Source organism: Halomonas caseinilytica (genome assembly GCF_001662305.1).
In the GTDB taxonomy this organism is placed as follows: Bacteria; Pseudomonadota; Gammaproteobacteria; order Pseudomonadales; family Halomonadaceae; genus Halomonas; species Halomonas caseinilytica.
In genome coordinates, this window is the sequence record NZ_BDEP01000001.1 from 111278 (window position 1) to 129780 (window position 18503).

Here is an 18503-nt window from a genome sequence, read left to right on the forward strand (position 1 = left end):
GACAGCACCTAGTGACAAGCAAAGGAAAGATCATGAAGGCAATCGAACTCTTGATCGGGGGGCAGTCGCGCCCCGCATCGAACCACGCCACCATCGAACGCGCCAACCCCTTGGCCGGCCATACGGTGACCCGTGCTGCGGCGGCGAGTGTCGAGGATGCTCGCGAGGCTGCCGATGCTGCTGGTCGCGCCTTCGAGACCTGTACTCGGAGCGGCCCCGAGGAGCGGCGTCTCAAGCTGCTCAAGGCAGCCGAGCTGATGGAAGATCGCCAGTCGGTATTCGTCGAGCGCATGGTGGACGAAACCGGGGCGACGCCCGGCTGGGCCGGGTTCAATGTCTCGGTCGCAGTTGGCATGTTGCGTGAGGCGGCGGCGCTGACGACCCAGGTTCAAGGCGATGTGATTCCCTCGAACGTGCCCGACAGCCTGGCCATGGGCGTGCGGGTTCCTTGTGGTGTGGTCGTGGGCATCGCTCCCTGGAATGCGCCGATCATCCTGGGCACTCGCGCCATCGCCACGCCCCTGGCGTGTGGCAACAGTGTCATCCTCAAGGCCTCAGAGCAGTGCCCGGCCACGCATCACTTGATCGTCGATATTCTGCAGCAGGCAGGCTTCGGCGACGGCGAGGTCAACCTCATCACCAATGACCCGGCGAATGCCGCCGAGGTGGTGGAGAGCCTGATCGCCCATCCGGCCGTGGCCCGGATCAACTTCACCGGCTCCACCGGGGTGGGGAAGATCATCGCCGAAAAGGCCGCTTCCCATCTCAAGCCGGTACTGCTGGAGCTCGGCGGCAAAGCGCCCTTGCTGGTGCTCGACGATGCCGATCTGGATGCCGCCGTGGATGCGGCGATCTTCGGTGCTTTCTTCAATCAGGGGCAGATCTGCATGTCCACCGAGCGTCTCATCGTGGATGACTCGGTGGCCGACACCTTCGTCGAGAAGCTGGCTGCCCGGGCCTCGGCCCTCAAAGCGGGTGACCCTCGCGACTCGGCCAATGAGCTCGGCACCCTGATCGATGCCGGAATCGGCGAAAAGCTCAATGGCATGCTAGACGACGCCGTGACTCAGGGGGCTCGCCTCGCTGCCGGCGGCAAGGCGGAAGGGGTGATCATGCCCGCTACCGTGGTCGATGGGGTGACGTCAGGGATGCGGCTCTACGCCGAGGAGTCCTTCGGGCCTGTGGTGGCCGTGATTCGTGTCGACGGTGAGGAAGAGGCCCTGCGCGTGGCCAACGACAGTGAATACGGCCTCTCGGCGGCGGTGTTCAGCCGCGATACCGCTCGGGCCATGAGAGTGGCCGGACGCATTCGCTCGGGGATCTGCCACATCAATGCCCCGACGGTGCACGACGAACCGCAGATGCCTTTCGGCGGCGTCAAGGCCAGCGGGTATGGGCGCTTTGGCGGCAGGGCGGGGATCGAGGAATTCACCGATCTGCGCTGGATGACGGTCCAGCTCGGCCTGCGTCACTATCCGATCTGATGCCGAAGGCGGGGGCCGATGCCGTATCTTCGACGGCGTCGGCCACGCGGCTTCTGGTGTCTACCGGGCAGGGCTTCTGCTCATGGCGTTGCCCGGCATTCGTGTGGGTGCTGATCCTTACTGGAAGAGGTCGAGATCATTGGCGAGGACCACCTCGCCGTCGTACTGGCTTTGAACCTCGTCGAGAACCGACTCGATCGGCGCCTCATAGTGCAGGACATGGTAGAGAATCAGCAGGTCCGGCTCGGCTGCACCGGCAAGCTCGGCGAGTTCGTCGGTCAGCGTATGGGCATACTGGTGATAGGCCTGCCATTGCTCCGGCAGCTCTTCCCAACCGCGGCGGCTGATGACTTCGTGAATCAGGATATCGGCGTTCGTGGCTTGGCGCCGGACTTCCTCGTTGATTGAAGTGTCGCCGGAAATGACGATGGTCTTGTCGGGTGTCGTGACCTTGTAACCATAGGCCTTGTCCCAGTCGCCATGGGAAACGGGGAAGGCCTCGACCTTGATATCGTCCTTCTCGAACACGGTGCCGGGGGCGGTGATTTCCGTGACGTCGGCATAGGCCGCATCGGGGTTGGTCACCGGGCTCTTGTCTTTCAGGCGAGTCTCGGTGTCGTCGGCCAGCATGGAATAGGCGCCTTCGCTCATCGCCTGGGTGCCTTCGGGACCGAAGACCTGAAGCTGATCGGTGCGGCGCCACCAGTAGGTGCCGAGCAGCTCGGGGAAATCCAGGATGTGATCGCTGTGCAGATGGGTCAGGAAAAGGTGATCGATGTTGGTGGGATTCAGCGGCTCGATGTCGAAGCGCTCGGCCGCCTGGGTCGCACGCTCCACGACGCCCGGGCCGATATCGAAGACATACGCCTCGTCGTCGTGGATGACGGCAATGCCCGAGCCGGCTCGTTCTCCATTGGGGACGGGGGTACCGGTTCCCAGCATCATGACCTGGGTATTCGCGAGGGTGGCGTGAGAAGCGACCGCCGATAGGCCGAGCAGTGCCAGCGGGAGGATGCATTTCTTCATGGGCTGTTCCTTCTGGAGACGGCGTCCAGAGCATGAGGGTGGGCCGAAGAGGGCGCTGTGTTCATTATGCGAACTATTGTTTGCTCTTCGACCAAGATCCTAGCAAGCGTGGAACGGCCTGCAATTCGACGAACGTGTGGGGTGGCACCTCGATGGGCAGTGCTATGAGAGAAACACGGTAATAGCCGGCCTATTGTTGCCTGCGACCCGCTGCATCGGCTTCCTGGCGGCGGCGGAAGTCCTTGGGCGGCAGTCCCGTGAGTCGCTTGAAGAAGCGCGTGAAATAGGCCGGCTCGGAGAATCCCAGGCCTTCGGCCACTTCGCCGATGGTCAGGTTGGTATAGGTGAGCTGGCGCTTGGCTTCCAGCAATAGCCGCTCATGGAGCAATTGCAGGGCGCTGCGTCCAGCCAGGCGCCGGCAGAGCGTGTTGAGGTGAGCGCTGGTCACACCCAACTGTTCGGCGAAATGCTCGATGCCGGGCTGCTGGCTGAACTGAGCTTCGATCAGCGTCTGATAGGCCTGCAGGTGCTCCCTGGCCTTGTCCCGCTGGCGAGGGCGCGCGCGGGACGGTTGCCGAGCGGCCGTCTCGGCCAGTCGTGCCGTCTCGATGGTCAGCGCTTCCACCAGGGCTTCCAGCAGGTGCGAGCGCCCCAGGGCGGGATGGCGATACTCGTCGTCGATCTGCTCGACCAGGGTAGCGATGCGCCCATGGTGCCGCGTCGTGCCCAGCGCATGGGCATCGGGATTCGACAGTACGCCGGATTGGCTGTCCAGACGGGCTTGCAGCCTTTCGACCAGCGGCCGCGACAGGGTGATGATGTGACCCTGGGTATCCGGCGAGAAGTGGAAGCCATGAATGCTCATGGCCGGCACCACGATCAGCTGTGGGGCCTCGAGAGAGCGGCCGCCACCTTCCAGTTCCAGGGTCACCCGGCCTTCGGCGAGATACAGGAGGTGGCAGAGGTCGGCATGGCGATGTGGTCGAATGCGCCAGTCATGACGACGGCTGCGCTCGGGGATCGATTCGCAGTGCAGCAGGTCGGGGGTCGGCCACTGGCGTGTTTCACCATAGAGCTGGAAGACGGGCACGAGAGAATCGGGCATGGGGCGTCCTGGCGGTGAGCCTACGACCAATGTAGGTAGCAAATGCCGGAAATGTCCAAATGGTGATGTGGATATTGCCTTATACGGGCAAGCATTTCATTGAAAAATGCAATTCATTGAATTGTCCACGATTGCCGGGGAGGACTTCCCATGAAGACACAGGTCGCCATCATCGGTGCCGGGCCCTCGGGCCTGCTGCTGGGACAGTTGCTGCAGCGCCAGGGCATCGACAACGTCATCCTCGAGCGCCGCTCAGGGGAATACGTGCTCGGCCGTATTCGCGCCGGAGTGCTGGAACAGGGCATGGTCGACCTGCTGCGCGAGGCAGGCGTCGACGAACGCATGGATGCTGAGGGCCTGCCTCATGACGGTGTCGAACTGGCCTTCGACAACCGCCGGGTGCGTATCGACCTGGCCGGCCTGACCGGCGGCAAGCAGGTGATGGTCTACGGCCAGACCGAGGTGACCCGCGACCTGATGGCGGCGCGCCAGGCCACTGGTGGCACGACGCTCTATGAAGTCGATGACGTCCAGCCTCACAATCTCGACACCGAACGCCCCTATGTCACCTTCGTCGACAAGCACGGCGAAACGCAGCGCCTCGATTGCGATTATGTGGCGGGCTGCGATGGCTATCACGGCGTGTCGCGCCAGTCGATTCCCAAGGATCGTATCGAGGAATTCGAGCGCGTCTATCCCTTTGGTTGGCTGGGGCTGCTGTCCGATACACCGCCGGTCGCCGACGAATTGATCTATGCCCGTCACGAGCGTGGCTTCGCGCTGTGCAGCATGCGCTCCGAGACCCGCAGTCGCTATTACCTCCAGGTGCCGCTGGAGGAGAAGGTCGAGGACTGGTCGGACGAACGTTTCTGGGAAGAGCTCAAGCGTCGTGTCCCCGAGGACGTGGCGGCGAAACTGGTCACCGGTCCCTCCCTGGAGAAGAGCATAGCGCCGCTGCGCAGCTTCGTGGTCGAGCCCATGCAATACGGCCGGCTCTTCCTGGTGGGTGATGCCGCACATATCGTGCCGCCGACCGGGGCCAAGGGGCTCAATCTCGCGGCCAGCGATGTCAACAGCCTCTATCGGCTGCTGGTCAAGGTCTATCACGAGGGTCGCACCGACCTGATCCCGAACTACTCCCGAGCCTGCCTGAAGCGTATCTGGAAGGCCGAGCGCTTCTCCTGGTGGATGACCTCGATGCTGCACAAGTTCTCCGACGAGGAGGATTTCGGCAGCCGCATGCAGCAGGCCGAACTCGATTACGTGACCGGCTCCGAGGCGGGCCTGACCACCATCGCGGAGAACTATGTGGGCCTGCCCTACGAGTCGCTGGAATAGCCAGAACCGAGCATTCAACGATGTCATTCGCGAAGGCCGAGGTACTGAGTAAGGCAGTCTGCAGCTGCTGGCCGGACGGCATCGAGGCGAACGGTGATCCGTCGTGTGTGCAAAGAGCGTGGCTCGATCCTGGGCCAGTGGCGTCATGCCGCGCGTATCGCTGAGATCAATCCTGCCCATCGCCCGCTGCAACTATCGTCGTTTTCAGGCGGCCTCATGAAGGAGCGGGGGCATTCGCGAAGACCGGGGCCCAAAGGGTCTTTTCCCGCTGTCAGCCGAGCATGCGTGTGCTGGATCGATGGCAGTGGTGCGTGACATCGTCGGCCGTACAGGGAGATCATATCGAATGTCGGGGCCGCTCCGCGCCCTACCGTGAGTCGAGGAATGGTGATGCGAGGATGGCTGGGACTCTTGTTGGGCCTGCTGCTGGCGGGCTGCGATCAGACGCCCACCGGTCGTCAGCAGTTGGCGCTGGTGCCTGATGCGTTGATGTCGCAGATGGGGGCGGATACCTTCGAGCAGATGCGCCAGCAAGGACCCATTGCCACCACATCGGCTATCAATCAGCAGGTGGAATGTGTGTCCCGGGAGCTGCTGGCCGCCGCGCGGCGTCGGTATCCGCAAGTGGACATGCCCGATGAATGGGAGGTGGTGGTGTTCGACCGGCCATCGCCCAATGCCTTCGCCTTGCCGGGCGGGCGCATTGGCGTGCATGCCGGCTTGTTGCGGGTAGCCGAGACGCCGTCACAGCTGGCGGCGGTGATCGGGCACGAAATCGGGCATGTGCTGGCCGATCATGGCAACGAGCGCATGACCCAGCAATTGGGCATCAAGAGCGTGCTGATACTGGTAGGGCTACTTGGCGAGGGCGAACTTGGCCAGGAGCCGCTGCAGCGAGCGCTGGGCATCGGGGCACGCTTGGGCATTGCCTTGCCCTTCAGTCGCACTCATGAAGAAGAGGCCGACCTGATGGGCCTGATGATCATGGCCGAGGCGGGCTACGACCCGGCTCAAAGTGTGGCGCTATGGCGCAACATGGCCGCCGCCGGGGGCGACCAGCCGCCGGAATTTTTGTCGACCCACCCGGCACACGAATCGCGCATCGAGCTATTGCAGAAACACCTGCCGGAGGCGCGAGACATTCGTGAAACGGCGGCGCCTTCGTCCTGTGCGTGATGCCGCCTCCGGGGCGACAAGACTAGCTCGGCCGGGTAAGGTGCGAAGACCCATTGTCGCAACCCGGTAGCCGTCCATGGATGATCGTCTATCCCCCTTCCAGTTGCTGATCCTGGTACTGTCGATCTATGTGCTCGGCGCGTTGGCGGTGGACGTGCTGTTCACTCTGTCGCCCGAAATGTCGCGCCTGTTGCACTATATCGATCTGTTCGTCTGCATGTTCTTCTTTGCCGACTTCTGCATCCGCTTCCGAGCCGCTCGCAACAAGTGGCGCTTCATGCGCTGGGGCTGGATCGATCTGGTGGCGAGCATTCCCGCCGGTTGGCTGTTTGCCGGCCGCCTGGTGCGCGTTGTGCAGGTCATTCGTCTGCTGAGGGCGATCAAGTCGCTGCACATGATCTGGCGAGTGCTGTTCCGCAACCGCGCCAAAGGCTTCTTCGTCTCGGTCACCACGGCGACCCTGCTGCTGATAGCCTTCGGGTCCATGACGATTCTGATGGTGGAAGGCCCCAACCCGGAGAGCAGCATCGACACCGCCGAGGAGGCGCTGTGGTGGGCCTTCGTCACGGTCACCACCGTGGGCTATGGGGACTATTATCCGATCACTACTCTGGGACGTATCGTGGCGGCCATGCTGATGGTCGCCGGGGTTGGCATGTTCGGCAGCTTCGCCGCCTATGTCGGTTCGCTGTTCGTCGAGGAACAGGACGACGAAAACGCGCGTCAGCACCGCGCCAGTCGTGAGTTGATCCGCGACCTGTATGGCGAGATCCAGGCGCTGCGCCAGGAGGTCGAGGCCCTCAGGGAAGAGCGTGATCCGCCCTCCGGTGGACGCTGAGCGACACGCTGCCGCCGAGTCGCCTCAGGAATTCGAGCGGTCGTCGCGGGTCTCGTAGTCGCCTTCGAGCACCTGATGGTCCCGCGCCCGGTCGTTCGAGCGGGGCTCGCGGTAGGTTTCGCCGCCGATGTCCTGGGCCTGTTCGGCGCGCATTTCCTCCATGCGTTTCTTCATGCGGTGCCGCAGGAAGGGCAGCATGGCCCAGCCGATCAGCAGGAATACCAGGCCGATCACGGTGCCGATGATCATCATCACGCCGAAGAACAGCCAGGTGAACAGCAGCTTGATACCGCTGACATTGCCGCCGGGCTTGGCCTGGCGGGCACGCTGCTGCCACTGTTGCGCGGCGCGCCAGGCGGCGTTGCTGCGCGGGTCATTGGGGTTGGGCATGGGAATCTCCATGGTGGCCGGCCGCATCGCGACCGTGCCGTGAATGACTTCCACTTGGAAAGCGTTGCGTCATGAATGTTCCGTGCGGCCAGTCTGCCAGAGTTCGCCGAGAATTTCGTAGCTGCGCAGGCGATCCTCTTGCGCGTAGACGTCGGTGTGGATCATCAACTCGTCGGCACCGGTAGCGTCGAGGAAGGCGTCGAGCCCGTCACGCACGCGCTGGGGGCCGCCGATGACCGCGGCGCCGAAGAACTGCTCGACCTGTGCCTGTTCCAGGGGCGTCCAATCGAGTCGCTCTACCGGAGGGAGGGCCTTGGTGCGATGGCCGCGGATCATGCCGAGGAATTTCTGGCGTGCCGTCGAGGCGAGAAACTCAGCCCGTTCATCGCTGTCGGCGGTGACCACCGGCAGGCCGACCATGGCGTAAGGCGCATCCAGCACTGAAGAAGGCTGGAAGTTGTCGCGATACAGTCGCAGGGCGTGGTGCAGTTGGGCGGGAGCGAACTGGGCGGCGAAGGCGAAGGGCAGGCCTTCGCGGGCAGCCAGTCGCGCGCTGTAGTCGCTGGAGCCGAGAAGCCAGAGTGGCACCTTGGTGCCCTGGCCGGGAATGGCGCGTACGCGCTGGTCGGCTCGCTCGTCGTCGAGGAAGCCGCGCAGTTCTTCGAGGCGCTGGGGAAAGTCGTCGACGCCGGCGCGCGGGTCGCGACGCATGGCGGCCATGGTGGCGCCGTCGGAGCCCGGGGCGCGCCCGAGGCCGAGGTCGATGCGGCCCGGGTAGAGGGTTTCCAGGGTGCCGAACTGCTCGGCGATCACCAAGGGCGGGTGATTGGGCAGCATGATGCCTCCGCTGCCCACGCGGATATGCGAGGTTCGCTCGGCCAGGTGGCCGATCAGCACGGCGGTGGCGGCGCTGGCGATGCCATCGATGCTGTGGTGCTCGGCGACCCAGTAACGCGTGAAGCCGAGGCGTTCGGTCAGGCGAGCCAGCGCGACGCTCTCGGCGAAGCTGTCGGCGGCGTTGCCGCCCTGCCGGATAGGGGCCAGGTCCAGTACGGAGAGGGGCGTGTCGGCCAGTCGGGGCATGAGGGAGGCTCCAAAAGTTAGCATGCTTTATTTATAAGTGAGGGCGAGGCCGGGCAGAAACAATGGGGAAGGGCACGATCGGGCGTGTTCTGCCTGTACGATGATGCCGACAAGACGTATGCCAGGCATGTCATGCAACGTGCGTTTATTTATACTCGGAATATTGGCGTTTCTCTTCGCCAGGACGGCGAGATTGACCACATGGATGGAGACGGTCGCGCGGTAATGCCGCGGGCGCTCAGGGTGCTGGAGGAAAAATGGCGGGGATGTCGCGGACTCGCAAGCGGACTGGCGCGACCCGGCGGCATGCACCGACTCGGCGACATGTGCCGAGTCGGCGGTGGCGGTTCGACTGGTCGTGTTTCGACCGTTGGCTGGACAGGGTCGTGACGCTGGCCGTGATCACCGCCCTGCTGGTGGGCGGGACGGCGTTGGTCCTCCACCTGGTGCTGTGAGACGCGTGGCCGTCACCTTCCTTGTCATGCTTGACGGCGATGCCGTTGGGGCTGCTGCTGCGTGATGCAGTGGATGTTGCCTCCGCCGAGCAGGATCTCGCGGGCCGGCACACCGATCACCCGACGCGTCGGGAACAACCCCTCGATGATGGCTCTGGCCTCGTCGTCCCTTGCCGGATCGAGCAGCGGCATCACGACCACCGAGTTGCCGATGTAGAAGTTCACGTAGGAGCCGGCCATGCGATCGCCGGGCCGGCGCGGATGCGAGTGGCTGAGCCGGTCGATACCGCTGGCCTCGTCCTCTTCGATGGTCAGCGGACCGGGCTGGGGCAGCTTGTGCACCTTGAGGGGGCGCCCCCGGGCATCCCGGGCTTGTTCCAGGATCGCCAGAGCCTCTCGGGAGATGGCGTGCTGGGGATCGGTGTCGTCGTCGGTCCAGTTCAGGGCCACCTCACCGGGGGCGATGAAGCAGCACAGGTTGTCGACGTGACCATCGGTTTCGTCCAGGTAGCAGCCGCGTGGCAACCAGATGATGGTGTCCACGCCCAGGGTATTACGCAGGACCCGTTCCATGTCGTCCCGTGAGAGATTCGGGTTGCGGTTGGCATTGAGCAGGCATTCCTCGGTGGTGATCAGCGTGCCCTCGCCATCCACGTGGATGGCGCCTCCTTCCAGCACCACCGGCGCCACGAAGCGTTCGACGCCGAGCATCTCGGCGATCTTGGTGCGAATGCGGCGATCCTTGTCCCAGGGGAAGTAGAGCCCGCCCTCGAGCCCGCCCCAGGCGTTGAATTCCCAGTCCACCAGAGCCAGCCGGCCATCCGGGTGGGTCAGAAAGGTCGGGCCGACGTCGCGCATCCACGCGTCGTTGCTGGAAAGCTCCACCACGCGGATGCTGTCGGGCAATTGATTGCGGGCGTTTTCGTATTGCTCGTCGTTGACGCCGACGAACACCGTCTCGCTCTCGGCGATGGCCGTGGCGACCTCGACGAAGGCCTGCTGGGCCGGCTTGGCGCCATAGCGCCAGGTGTCGGGACGCTGTGGCCACAGCATCCAGCAGGCGTCGTGGGGCGCGAATTCGGCCGGCATGGAAAAGCCGAGACTGACAGGTGTGGCAGAGGAGGTTGGTGTGATCATGGGCGCTCTCACAGGTAACCGACGGTCAGGAATACCGCAGTGGCGATGGCCGCGGCAATCAGTACATAGGGCAACTGGGTGAGGGCGTGGGCCATCGGTGAACAGCCGCTGCCCTGGGCGGAAAGCACCGTCGAATCGCCGTAGAAGCAGGCATGGCTGCCGAAGGCGCTGGCCGAGATCAGGGCGCCGACCACCAGGGGCATGTCGGCCTGAACGCTCTCTGCCAGTGGCAGCACGATAGGCATGGCCACGGCGAACAGTCCCCAGAAGGATCCCGTTGCGAAGGCCAGAAAGGCCATGGTGATGAAGACCACCGCCGGCAGGAGGCCGGCCGTCATCAGCGGCTGGACGGTGCCGATCACGAAGTCGGTCAGCCCCAGTACGTCATTGACCTCCTTGAGGGCAAAGCCGGCCACCAGGGTACCCAGCGGCATGATCATGGCCTTGAAGCCCTCCAGGGCAGTGTCGAAGGTGTCGTGGAAGCTGAGCAGGCGCTGGGACAGGATCAGCGTCAGGGTCACCGCGAGCGCCACGATCACGCCGCGCAGGATGTCGATGTCGAAATACCAGGTGAAGAAGATCAGGGTGGCGATGGGCACTAGGAAGTTGAGGAGATGAGGGCGTGGCTTGCTCTCGTCGACTTCCAGGGCGTTGTCGTCGACCCCGTCGGGCATCGGCTGGCCGGCGACGGCGCGCGCCTCGGCGGCTTTCATCGGGCCGAGGTTGGGCACCCAGCCCATCGCCACCAGCGGTACGATGGCAGCAGCCACCCAGGCATAGAACATGAAGGGAATGGCCTCGATGTACAGGCTCATGCCATTGCCGGTCACATTGTTCTCCTCGAGCAGGCCGGCGAAGAACACTGCCCAGGTGGAGAAGGGCACCAGAATGCAGATCGGTGCGGCCGTGGAATCGACGATATAGGCCAGCTTCTCCCGGGAGATGCCGAAGCGGTCGGTGATCTTCTTCATCGAGGCGCTGATGGTCAGGGCATTCAGGTAATCGTCGACGAAGATGATCAGTCCCAGGAACCAGGTGGTCAGAAGGCTCTGGGAGCGGCTATGGATGCGTCGGGTCACGGTGTCGCCGAAGCTGAGTACACCGCCGGTCTTGACCAGCAGGGCGATCAGGCTGCCGAACAGGCCACAGACCAGGATGATCCAGGTGACGGTATCGTTGCCGAGCACGTCGAGCAGGATGTCCGAGCCTCGGGAGACCACATGGGTGGGGTCGGTCATCAACAGGCCGACCAGACAACCGGTCAGCAGCGATTCGATGGTACGTCGTGTCAGGATAGCCATTCCCAGCACCACCAGCGTGGGGATCAGGCTCCAGGCGCCATAGGTTTCCATGGGTCGCTCTCTATTTGTCGTTGTTGGTTGACGGGCCCGGCCGAGCGACGACCGGGCGGTCGGTCTTACAGGAAGCCGTCCTCGCGCAGCGTCTTGGTCGCCGCACCGAAGGCCTCGTCGAGGATGTCGACCACGCGATCGATGGTGTCCCGCGTCCAGATCAGCGGGGGAGAAACGATGTTGAGATGCCCGACTGGGCGGATGATCAGGCCGCGCTGCTGGGCCTCGAAGGCGACCCGGTCACCGACGCGGGCCTCGACCGGTAGCAGCTCCTTGGTCGCCTTGTCGGCCACGTTTTCCAGGCACATCATGAAGTGGCTGCCGCGCACGTCGCCAACGGTGGCGTGGTGCGACAGGGTTTTGAGCCGCTCTTCCAGATAGGGGCCCACCTCGCGAACGTTCTTGCAGATGCCCTCGCGCTCGATGATCTCGATGTTCTTGAGCGCCGCTGCGCAGCTTACCGGGTGGCCCGAGTAGGTGAAGCCTGTGCTCAACACGCCGCCCTTTCCCTGGGGCGTGCCCAGCACCTCGAAGAGCTCGTCGGAGATCAGGGTCGCGCCCAGCGGGGCGTAGCCGGAGGACAGCCCCTTGGCGCAGTTGATGATGTCCGGCTGGGTGTCGAACACTTTCTCCGAGGCGAAGAAGTGTCCCAGGCGACCGAAACCGGTCACTACCTCATCGGCGATGAAGAGGATGTCGTTGGCGCGGCATACCGCCTGCATGCGCGCATGATAGCCTTCGGGGGCCACCAGCACGCCACCGGCCCCCATGATCGGCTCGGCAATGAAGGCGGCGATATTGTCGGCGCCGATGCGTTCGACTGTCGCCTCGAACTCGGCCACCAGGTGGTCACAATACTCGGCCTCGCTCATGCCCTCGGGGCGACGATAGCAGTTTGCCTCGCTGAGGTGGGTCACCAGGTGATCGAGGGTATCGAATTCCCAGTTGTTGCTCGCGATGCCGGTCAGGGTCGCGGCCATGTAAGTGGTGCCGTGATAGGCGTTGTTGCGCGAGATGATGCGCTTCTTGTTCGGCTTGCCCAGGCGGTTGAAGTAGTAGTGCACCAGGCGAATGGTGGCGTCGTTGGCCGCCGAGCCACCGCAGCTGTAGAAGACATGGTTGAGGTGGGCCGGCGCCAGCTCGGAGAGCTTGGCGGCCAGCTCTGCGGCCGGTGCGTTGGAGAGGTTGTTGAAGGTCGAGAAGTAGGCCATGCGCGTGGCTTGATCGGCCATGGCCTGGCCGATCTCTGCGCGACCGTGGCCGACGTTGACGCACCACAGGCCGGCGATGCCGTCGATGAAACGGTTGCCGTGGGCATCTTGGACGTAGATGCCGTCGCTGTCGGTGATCAGGTCGCAGCCCTGTTCATGGAAGGTGCTGTAATCGGTGAAGGGATGGATGAAGTGGTCCCGGTCCTGGCGCCACAGTGTCTGGGCGTCGAGTTCGGTACGCGTTGTGCTTGTGGTCATGGCAATACCTCCTGTCGAGTGTCGGCCAGCCTAGCCAGCCTCGACGGTCGTCGAACATATCCTCATTGGGGTATATGGCGGCAGAGGCTCGGTGGCTGCCGCGACAACGAGATCGGCCCCTGCGACTATGGGCACACAGGGGCCGATACCGGAGAAGAGGCGCTGATGGTCGGCGTCTTGTGGTTACGACAGGATCGGCCGTCGACCGGCGGCGAAGGGGGGCGGCAGCACGTGCTCTAGGTCACCTGCGATGCGGAAGGCGGTGGCGTCGTCGTAGGACGGCGCGACGATCTGCATGCCGATGGGCACGTGGTTGGCGCCGGCACCCACCGGCACAGAGAGTACCGGAAAGCGGTTGAGGATATTGAAGGGATAGGTCAGGCACAGGCCGGTCACTCCGTCGGCCTGGCGGCCGTCCACCGTCAGGACGTCGTGGGTCTGATCGTAGTCGGCCGGGATTCGGGTGGTGGCCATGGTGGGGCAGACCAGGGCATCGAAGCCGGCCAGGAAGACCTTGTCCTGCAACTCGCGGAGCATGGTGTCGGCGATTCGCCAGCCGGCCTTCTCGTCCTCGAAGCTGACCTCGGCCCGGCCCTCGACGATCTCGCGGGCATAGGAGGTGAGCTTGTCCATGGGGATGTCATCACCCAACTGTTCATGGAAGACGCTACCGGCCTGGAACATCAGGTGTTGCATGATCACCCGACCGGCCTCGTCGGGCCAATCGAGGTTGACGACCTCCACGTCGGCCCCCAGGTCGCGCAGCGCTTCGGCGGCGCCCGCCAGAGCCTGGCGGACTTCCGGGTCCACGGCGAAGATACCCAGGTCGGGGCAGAGGGCGATGCGCATGCCGGCGATGGAGGCCTGGCGCTCGGGCAGGGTGTAGGCGGGCAGCGAGCATAGGTCGTAGGGGTGGGGACCTGCGATGACGTTCTGCATCAGGATCATATCGCCGACCGACCGTGCCAGGCCGCCGCTTTGGGCGAAAGACTCACGGTTCCAGGGATAGACCTCGGGAACCCGACCCCAGGGGGCCTTGAAGCCGACGGTGCCGGTGAGGGCAGCGGGGATACGGATCGAGCCGGCGATATCGCTGCCGCTGGCCAGGATGGTGGTGCCGGCGGCCAAGGCCGCCGCCGCGCCGCCGGAGGAGCCGCCGGGGGTGCAGCTGGGATTCCAGGGGTTGCGGGTCACGCCCCACAATGTCGACCAGGTGGCTAGCGACATGGAGAATTCCGGGGTGGTGGTGCGGGCATGGATGATGGCACCGGCATCCTGGAGTCGTTGTGGCAGGGGATCGGTATAGTCGGCCACATAACCTTCCAGCAGTAGAGAACCGTTGGTGGTGGGGCGCCCCTCGATCATTGGCTCGTCCTTGATCGCTACCGGGATACCTTCCAGGGGGCGGGCGGTGCCGTTGCGCCAGGCGCGCTCGGCCCGCTTCGCCTGCTCGCGGGCCTCCTCGAAATAGGTGAAGGAGAAGGCGTTGATGCGCGGTTCCAGGGCCTCGGCGCGCTCGATCAGCGCATCCAGCAGCTCCACGGGTGAGAGGCTGCCGCGGCGGAAGCGATTCAGGCACTCCCGGGCGCTCAGGTAACAAAGGTCCAGATTCATGGGGTGATCTCCTCGGTGGGGGTGGGCACGGCATCGGTGAGTCGGGTCACCGGCAGGGCGGTAGCCAGGCAGGTGGCGAAGCAGCCAAGGATCAGCAGCAGGCCCAGGGAGCTGCCACCGGCATCGATGCCCAGGCCGACCAACCAGGGGCCCAGGGACAGACTGCACATCATCACGAAGCAGCCGATGGCGGTGAGCTCGCCGTGGCGATCCAGTTGGGACAAAGCGCCCTGTAGATAGGGCAGAGTGAATGCCCAGCAGATGCTCAACACCATCACTGCCGCGGCGTAGAGAGTGAGCCCCTGATCCAGCAGCAGGGCGGCAGTGGCGGCCAGTGAAAGCAACAGTCCCCCGGCAAGGGGGCGGGTGCGTCCCCGGCGCTCGCCGAGCCACATCACCGCCAGGGCGCCGATGCCACCGATGCCTCCGGCGATCACGGTGACGCCATGGATCTGTGCTTCGGGCAGTGCCAGCGCTTGGCCGAAGGCCTGGAGGAAGGCCCAGGCGCCGGCGTTGGCGATCTCGAAAAGAGCGATGGCCAGTAGCAGGCCCCATAGCCGCCAGTCCCGCCAGATGGTGCTGGTGCCACGGCGGGCGCTGCCCAAGGGCGCGGTGTCGTCGGGGGCCGTGCGGCCCATGGCGGGGATGCAGCAGAGTGCCAGCAGGGCGCAGCCGGCGAAGGTCAGGTAAAGGGCGGGCAGGCCGAAGTGGGTCACCGGCGCCTCGAGCAGCAACAACAGCAGGCCCGCGCCGAGGAACTGCAGCAATAGCAGCATGGCGTAGCCGCGTTCGGGGTGGTGGCGTCGGGCGGCCCAGGCATAGGCGGCGCCGGCCAGTAGGCCGCCGCCGAGCCCGGAGGCCAGGCGGACCAACACCAGCGGAGCCAGGGCCGTGACGGTCAGGGAGGTCAGTTCGGCGGCCAGGATCAGGCCGGCGCCCCCCGCTGCTAGGGCCTTGAGGCCGGTGCGGCGCAGCAGCCCGGCGACGCCGAGCATGCCCAGGGCGTTACCGAAGAGGTTGGCGGAGACCACCATTCCGGCCTGGGCCTCGCTATGGCCGAGCTCCACCACCAGGCGAGAGACCAGCAGGGGCAGTACCGCCAGTACCACCAGGCCGCCAAAGCCAGCCAGGGAGACCAGAAAGGTGGCGAGATAGCCGTCGGGGTCGAGGCGCCGAGGGAAGGGAGCACGGACAGCCGGAGTACGGGAGTCGGGAGTCATGAAGGGACCCTTGATTGTGATTATGGATGGGAATATCCATCACGCTATCAGGGCCGGGGGTGGTGATGTTTTGCGGCGAGCCGGAAAACTATTGCGACGAGACGGAGCTTCGCCCATGGCAGGATGATCGCCAGCACAAGCGCTGGGCTCAGTGGGCAAGCCGTTGGCGACGATGCTTGCGATAGTCCCGTGGGGTCAGGCCGAGCTCGCGCTTGAAGGCGGTGGTAAAGTTGGCCGGGTGCTCGTAGCCCAGGGTCTCGGCGATCCGGGCAATGGGCAGGCGTTCGTCGTCCAGCAGTCGTTCGGCCTCGCGCAGGCGCGCCTGGCGCAGGCAGTCGGTGAGCGATTGGCCGTGGTATTCCCGAAAGCGCTGCTTGAGCTTGCTCTCGCTCATGCCGATGGCGCGGCTCAGTTCGGCGAGGTGCGGTGGCGGGGCTAGGTCGGCGAGCAGTCGGCGCCGCGCTGCCTCCAGGGCTTCGCGATCCCTGGGTTCTAGTCTCGGGGCTGGGAATGTCTGTGCAGGGGAACTCAGTAGCAAGCAGAGGAATTCGCTGATCTTGGCTTGCAGGTAGAGCAGTAGGCGGTGTGGGTCCACGGGCGGCGAGGCCATGTCCCTCAGGCAGCGGCGCAACGCGGTATCCAGGGGCAGGCGTCGATTGCCGTCGATCTCCGGGGCGAAGCGGGCGACATCGCTGGCGGTGAGCCCGAAGGGAGGCCGGCGCAGGTGTTCCGGATCGAGGATCAGCAGCACCATCAGGTAGCGCCCTGGCTCGGGGCAGCGGTCCAGGAAGGCAGTACCCTGACGACGATGGCTACACAACAACTGACCGTTTCCCAGATCGAAGGCCTCCCCTTCCGGGGTTTCCAAGGCGGTGTCGCCGTCCAGCATGCCGGCCAGGGTCAGGTGGCCGCCAGGGATCCAGGCCGGAAGACAGCCCGAGGCCTGCTCCAGGTCGAGGGTGCGAAGCCAGAGGCCGGGGGGCAGGCGATAGCAGGTCTCCCAGCCGCGTCCCGCTGGCTGATCCCAGCGCAGCCGGAAGGCGTCATGCTGTGCGCTCAGGGTGAACCAGTCGGTGCTACTGTGGCAATCGTATTGCCGGGAGGCGGCCGGCATGATGGTCATGGTGCAGGGTCCTCCGGAGGTGGTATCTGGGGTGGTGCGGGTACAACCCCCGAACAAGGTAGGGCGGGACGATACGCCGTCAATATACCCCGAACGTGGGAAGGCGGCATGCTGGCTGAGGTGCCCCCGCTGTCGACCAGGCATTCGTTCTCGTCGCGGGCGCTATCGTCAACATATCCTGATTGGGGTATATCAGGGAGTCGCGTTGCCCTCGTAAGGTCGCTGTCATGACGAACAACGACCGAAGAGGCTCACCATGACGATTTCCATCGATGGCCAGCGGCTGTGGGACAGCCTGATGGCCATGGCCGAGATAGGCCCCACCGAGAACGGCGGCAGCTGCCGCCTTGCTCTGACCGAAGAAGACGCCGCCGGTCGGCGGTTGCTGCTCGATTGGTGCGAGTCGCTCGGCTGCACCTGGCGGGTCGATCGCATCGGCAATATCTTCATCCGCCGCGCCGGCAGGCGTGACGATCTCGACCCGGTGGCCATGGGCAGTCATCTGGACACCCAACCCAAGGGCGGTCGCTTCGACGGCATTCTCGGTGTACTGGCCGGGCTCGAGGTGTTCCGCACCTTGGAGGACCAAGGCATCGTCACCGAGCGGCCGCTGGCGCTGGTGGTCTGGACCAACGAGGAAGGCAGCCGCTTCGCGCCGGCCATGGTCGCTTCCGGCACCTATGCCGGTGCGTTCAGCGTCGAGTCGACCCTGGCCCGCGAGGACCGCGACGGCGTGACGCTTGGCGAGGCTCTCGAGGCCTGTGGCTACGCCGGCGAGTTGCCGGTGGGCGAGCCCCGTCTGGACAGCTTCTTCGAGCTGCATATCGAGCAGGGGCCGGTGCTCGAGGAAGAAGGCGAGACCATCGGCGTGGTGACCGGTGTTCAGGGCATGCGCTGGTTCGACGTGACGCTCTCGGGCCAATCGGCCCATGCCGGCCCCACCCCCATGCGCTATCGACGCGATGCCCTGGCCGCGGCGGCGCACCTGATCGACCGGCTGCAGGCCTATGCCCTGGCCGATGAAAGCGGTGATACCAAGGTCACCTGCGGCTGTCTGGATATCGTCTCGGCGTCGCGCAATGTGGTGCCCGGCGAGGTGCGGCTCACCATCGACCTGCGTCACGTGGTGGAGCGCGAGCTGGACATCCTGCAGGAGCGTTTCGAGCGGTTGCTCGTCGAGGTCGGCGAGAGCTTCGGCGTGACGGTGTCCCAGGAGCGGATCTGGGCCTCGCCGGTGGTCGAGTTCGCCCCCGAGTGCGTCGCCGCCGTGGAGCGGGCGACTCGCGTACGGGAACTGCCTTACCGCCGCATGATGAGCGGTGCCGGCCACGATGCCGTTTATGTATCCCGCGTCGCGCCGACCGCCATGATCTTCGTGCCCTGTCGCGACGGCATCAGCCACAACGAGGCCGAATACGCCACACCGGAACACTGTGCCGCGGGTGCTCAGGTGCTCTGCGATGCCATTGTCGAGCGCGCCAGCCGCGCGTCCTGAGAACAGGAGGTCGACATGAACGACATGATCCGATCCGAAACGCCGATTCTCGCCACCGAGTCCCCCGAAACCCATGCCGACTGGCGGGCGCTGGCCGTCACGCTGGTCGAGCAGGGTCTCGAGACCCGTGCCTATATCGACGATGCCTTCGTCGCGGCCATCGGCGGCGAGACCTTCACCACCGTCAATCCGGCCACC

Annotated in this window: 16 protein-coding genes and 1 pseudogene; 7 read left to right on the forward strand and 10 right to left on the reverse strand. The window is 64.9% G+C overall.

Annotated elements, in window-relative coordinates; all coding sequences use genetic code 11:
- Positions 1–32: 32 nt before the first annotated feature.
- On the forward strand, positions 33–1484 hold the full coding sequence (locus A9O65_RS00530; protein WP_064701062.1) for an aldehyde dehydrogenase: 1452 nt from the start codon (positions 33–35) through the stop codon (positions 1482–1484).
- Between the two features lie 117 nt (positions 1485–1601).
- On the opposite strand, the gene A9O65_RS00535 is transcribed toward A9O65_RS00530, so the two are convergent.
- Positions 1602–2510, reverse strand: a complete 909-nt coding sequence (locus tag A9O65_RS00535) for an MBL fold metallo-hydrolase (protein ID WP_064701063.1) — start codon at positions 2508–2510, stop codon at positions 1602–1604.
- 190 nt (positions 2511–2700) lie between these two features.
- Positions 2701–3615, reverse strand: a complete 915-nt coding sequence (locus A9O65_RS00540; RefSeq protein WP_064698988.1) for a helix-turn-helix domain-containing protein — start codon at positions 3613–3615, stop codon at positions 2701–2703.
- Between the two features lie 150 nt (positions 3616–3765).
- On the opposite strand from A9O65_RS00540, the gene pobA reads away from it, so the two are divergent.
- The 3 genes from pobA (at position 3766) to A9O65_RS00555 (ending at position 6967) form a co-directional block, all read left to right on the forward strand.
- Positions 3766–4953, forward strand: coding sequence for a 4-hydroxybenzoate 3-monooxygenase (gene pobA, locus A9O65_RS00545; RefSeq protein ID WP_064701064.1), 1188 nt, complete (start codon positions 3766–3768; stop codon positions 4951–4953).
- Positions 4954–5343: 390 nt separating this feature from the next.
- A complete protein-coding gene (locus A9O65_RS00550; RefSeq protein ID WP_064701065.1) occupies positions 5344–6129 on the forward strand; it encodes a M48 family metallopeptidase in 786 nt (261 codons plus the stop codon).
- 76 nt (positions 6130–6205) lie between these two features.
- The gene (locus A9O65_RS00555; RefSeq protein ID WP_064698985.1) at positions 6206–6967 is read left to right on the forward strand and encodes an ion transporter; all 762 of its coding nucleotides are present in this window, start codon (positions 6206–6208) and stop codon (positions 6965–6967) included.
- 24 nt (positions 6968–6991) lie between these two features.
- On the opposite strand, the gene A9O65_RS00560 is transcribed toward A9O65_RS00555, so the two are convergent.
- Positions 6992–7357, reverse strand: a complete 366-nt coding sequence (locus A9O65_RS00560; protein ID WP_064698984.1) for a hypothetical protein — start codon at positions 7355–7357, stop codon at positions 6992–6994.
- A 69-nt stretch (positions 7358–7426) separates the two neighbouring features.
- On the reverse strand, positions 7427–8440 hold the full coding sequence (locus A9O65_RS00565; protein ID WP_064701066.1) for an LLM class flavin-dependent oxidoreductase: 1014 nt from the start codon (positions 8438–8440) through the stop codon (positions 7427–7429).
- Positions 8441–8706: 266 nt separating this feature from the next.
- Between A9O65_RS00565 and A9O65_RS00570 the strand changes: the two genes are divergently transcribed.
- Positions 8707–8895, forward strand: coding sequence for a hypothetical protein (locus tag A9O65_RS00570; RefSeq protein ID WP_064701067.1), 189 nt, complete (start codon positions 8707–8709; stop codon positions 8893–8895).
- Between the two features lie 24 nt (positions 8896–8919).
- Here A9O65_RS00570 and aguA read toward each other — a convergent pair whose 3' ends face one another.
- From aguA to A9O65_RS00600, 6 genes are all read right to left on the reverse strand, one after another.
- On the reverse strand, positions 8920–10032 hold the full coding sequence (gene aguA / locus A9O65_RS00575; RefSeq protein ID WP_064701068.1) for an agmatine deiminase: 1113 nt from the start codon (positions 10030–10032) through the stop codon (positions 8920–8922).
- Between the two features lie 8 nt (positions 10033–10040).
- Entirely contained in the window at positions 10041–11384 is a 1344-nt protein-coding gene (locus A9O65_RS00580) for a Na+/H+ antiporter NhaC family protein (protein WP_064698980.1), read from the reverse strand.
- A 65-nt stretch (positions 11385–11449) separates the two neighbouring features.
- Positions 11450–12853 carry an aminotransferase gene (locus tag A9O65_RS00585; protein WP_064701069.1) on the reverse strand — a complete coding sequence of 468 codons (1404 nt, stop codon included), beginning with the start codon at positions 12851–12853 and terminating at the stop codon, positions 11450–11452.
- Between the two features lie 183 nt (positions 12854–13036).
- The gene (locus A9O65_RS00590; RefSeq protein ID WP_064698978.1) at positions 13037–14467 is read right to left on the reverse strand and encodes an amidase; all 1431 of its coding nucleotides are present in this window, start codon (positions 14465–14467) and stop codon (positions 13037–13039) included.
- Positions 14464–15687, reverse strand: a complete 1224-nt coding sequence (locus A9O65_RS00595; RefSeq protein WP_064701070.1) for an MFS transporter — start codon at positions 15685–15687, stop codon at positions 14464–14466. The genes A9O65_RS00590 and A9O65_RS00595 overlap by 4 nt, the downstream gene beginning before the upstream one ends.
- A gap of 148 nt (positions 15688–15835) precedes the next feature.
- The gene (locus tag A9O65_RS00600; RefSeq protein ID WP_064701071.1) at positions 15836–16810 is read right to left on the reverse strand and encodes a helix-turn-helix domain-containing protein; all 975 of its coding nucleotides are present in this window, start codon (positions 16808–16810) and stop codon (positions 15836–15838) included.
- Between the two features lie 256 nt (positions 16811–17066).
- Between A9O65_RS00600 and A9O65_RS00605 the strand changes: the two genes are divergently transcribed.
- Together A9O65_RS00605 and A9O65_RS00610 are read left to right on the forward strand one after the other, a co-directional pair.
- Positions 17067–18305, forward strand: a complete 1239-nt coding sequence (locus A9O65_RS00605; protein WP_064698975.1) for a M20 family metallo-hydrolase — start codon at positions 17067–17069, stop codon at positions 18303–18305.
- Between the two features lie 15 nt (positions 18306–18320).
- Positions 18321–18503 (forward strand): annotated as a pseudogene (locus tag A9O65_RS00610) (aldehyde dehydrogenase PuuC); the annotation flags it as partial.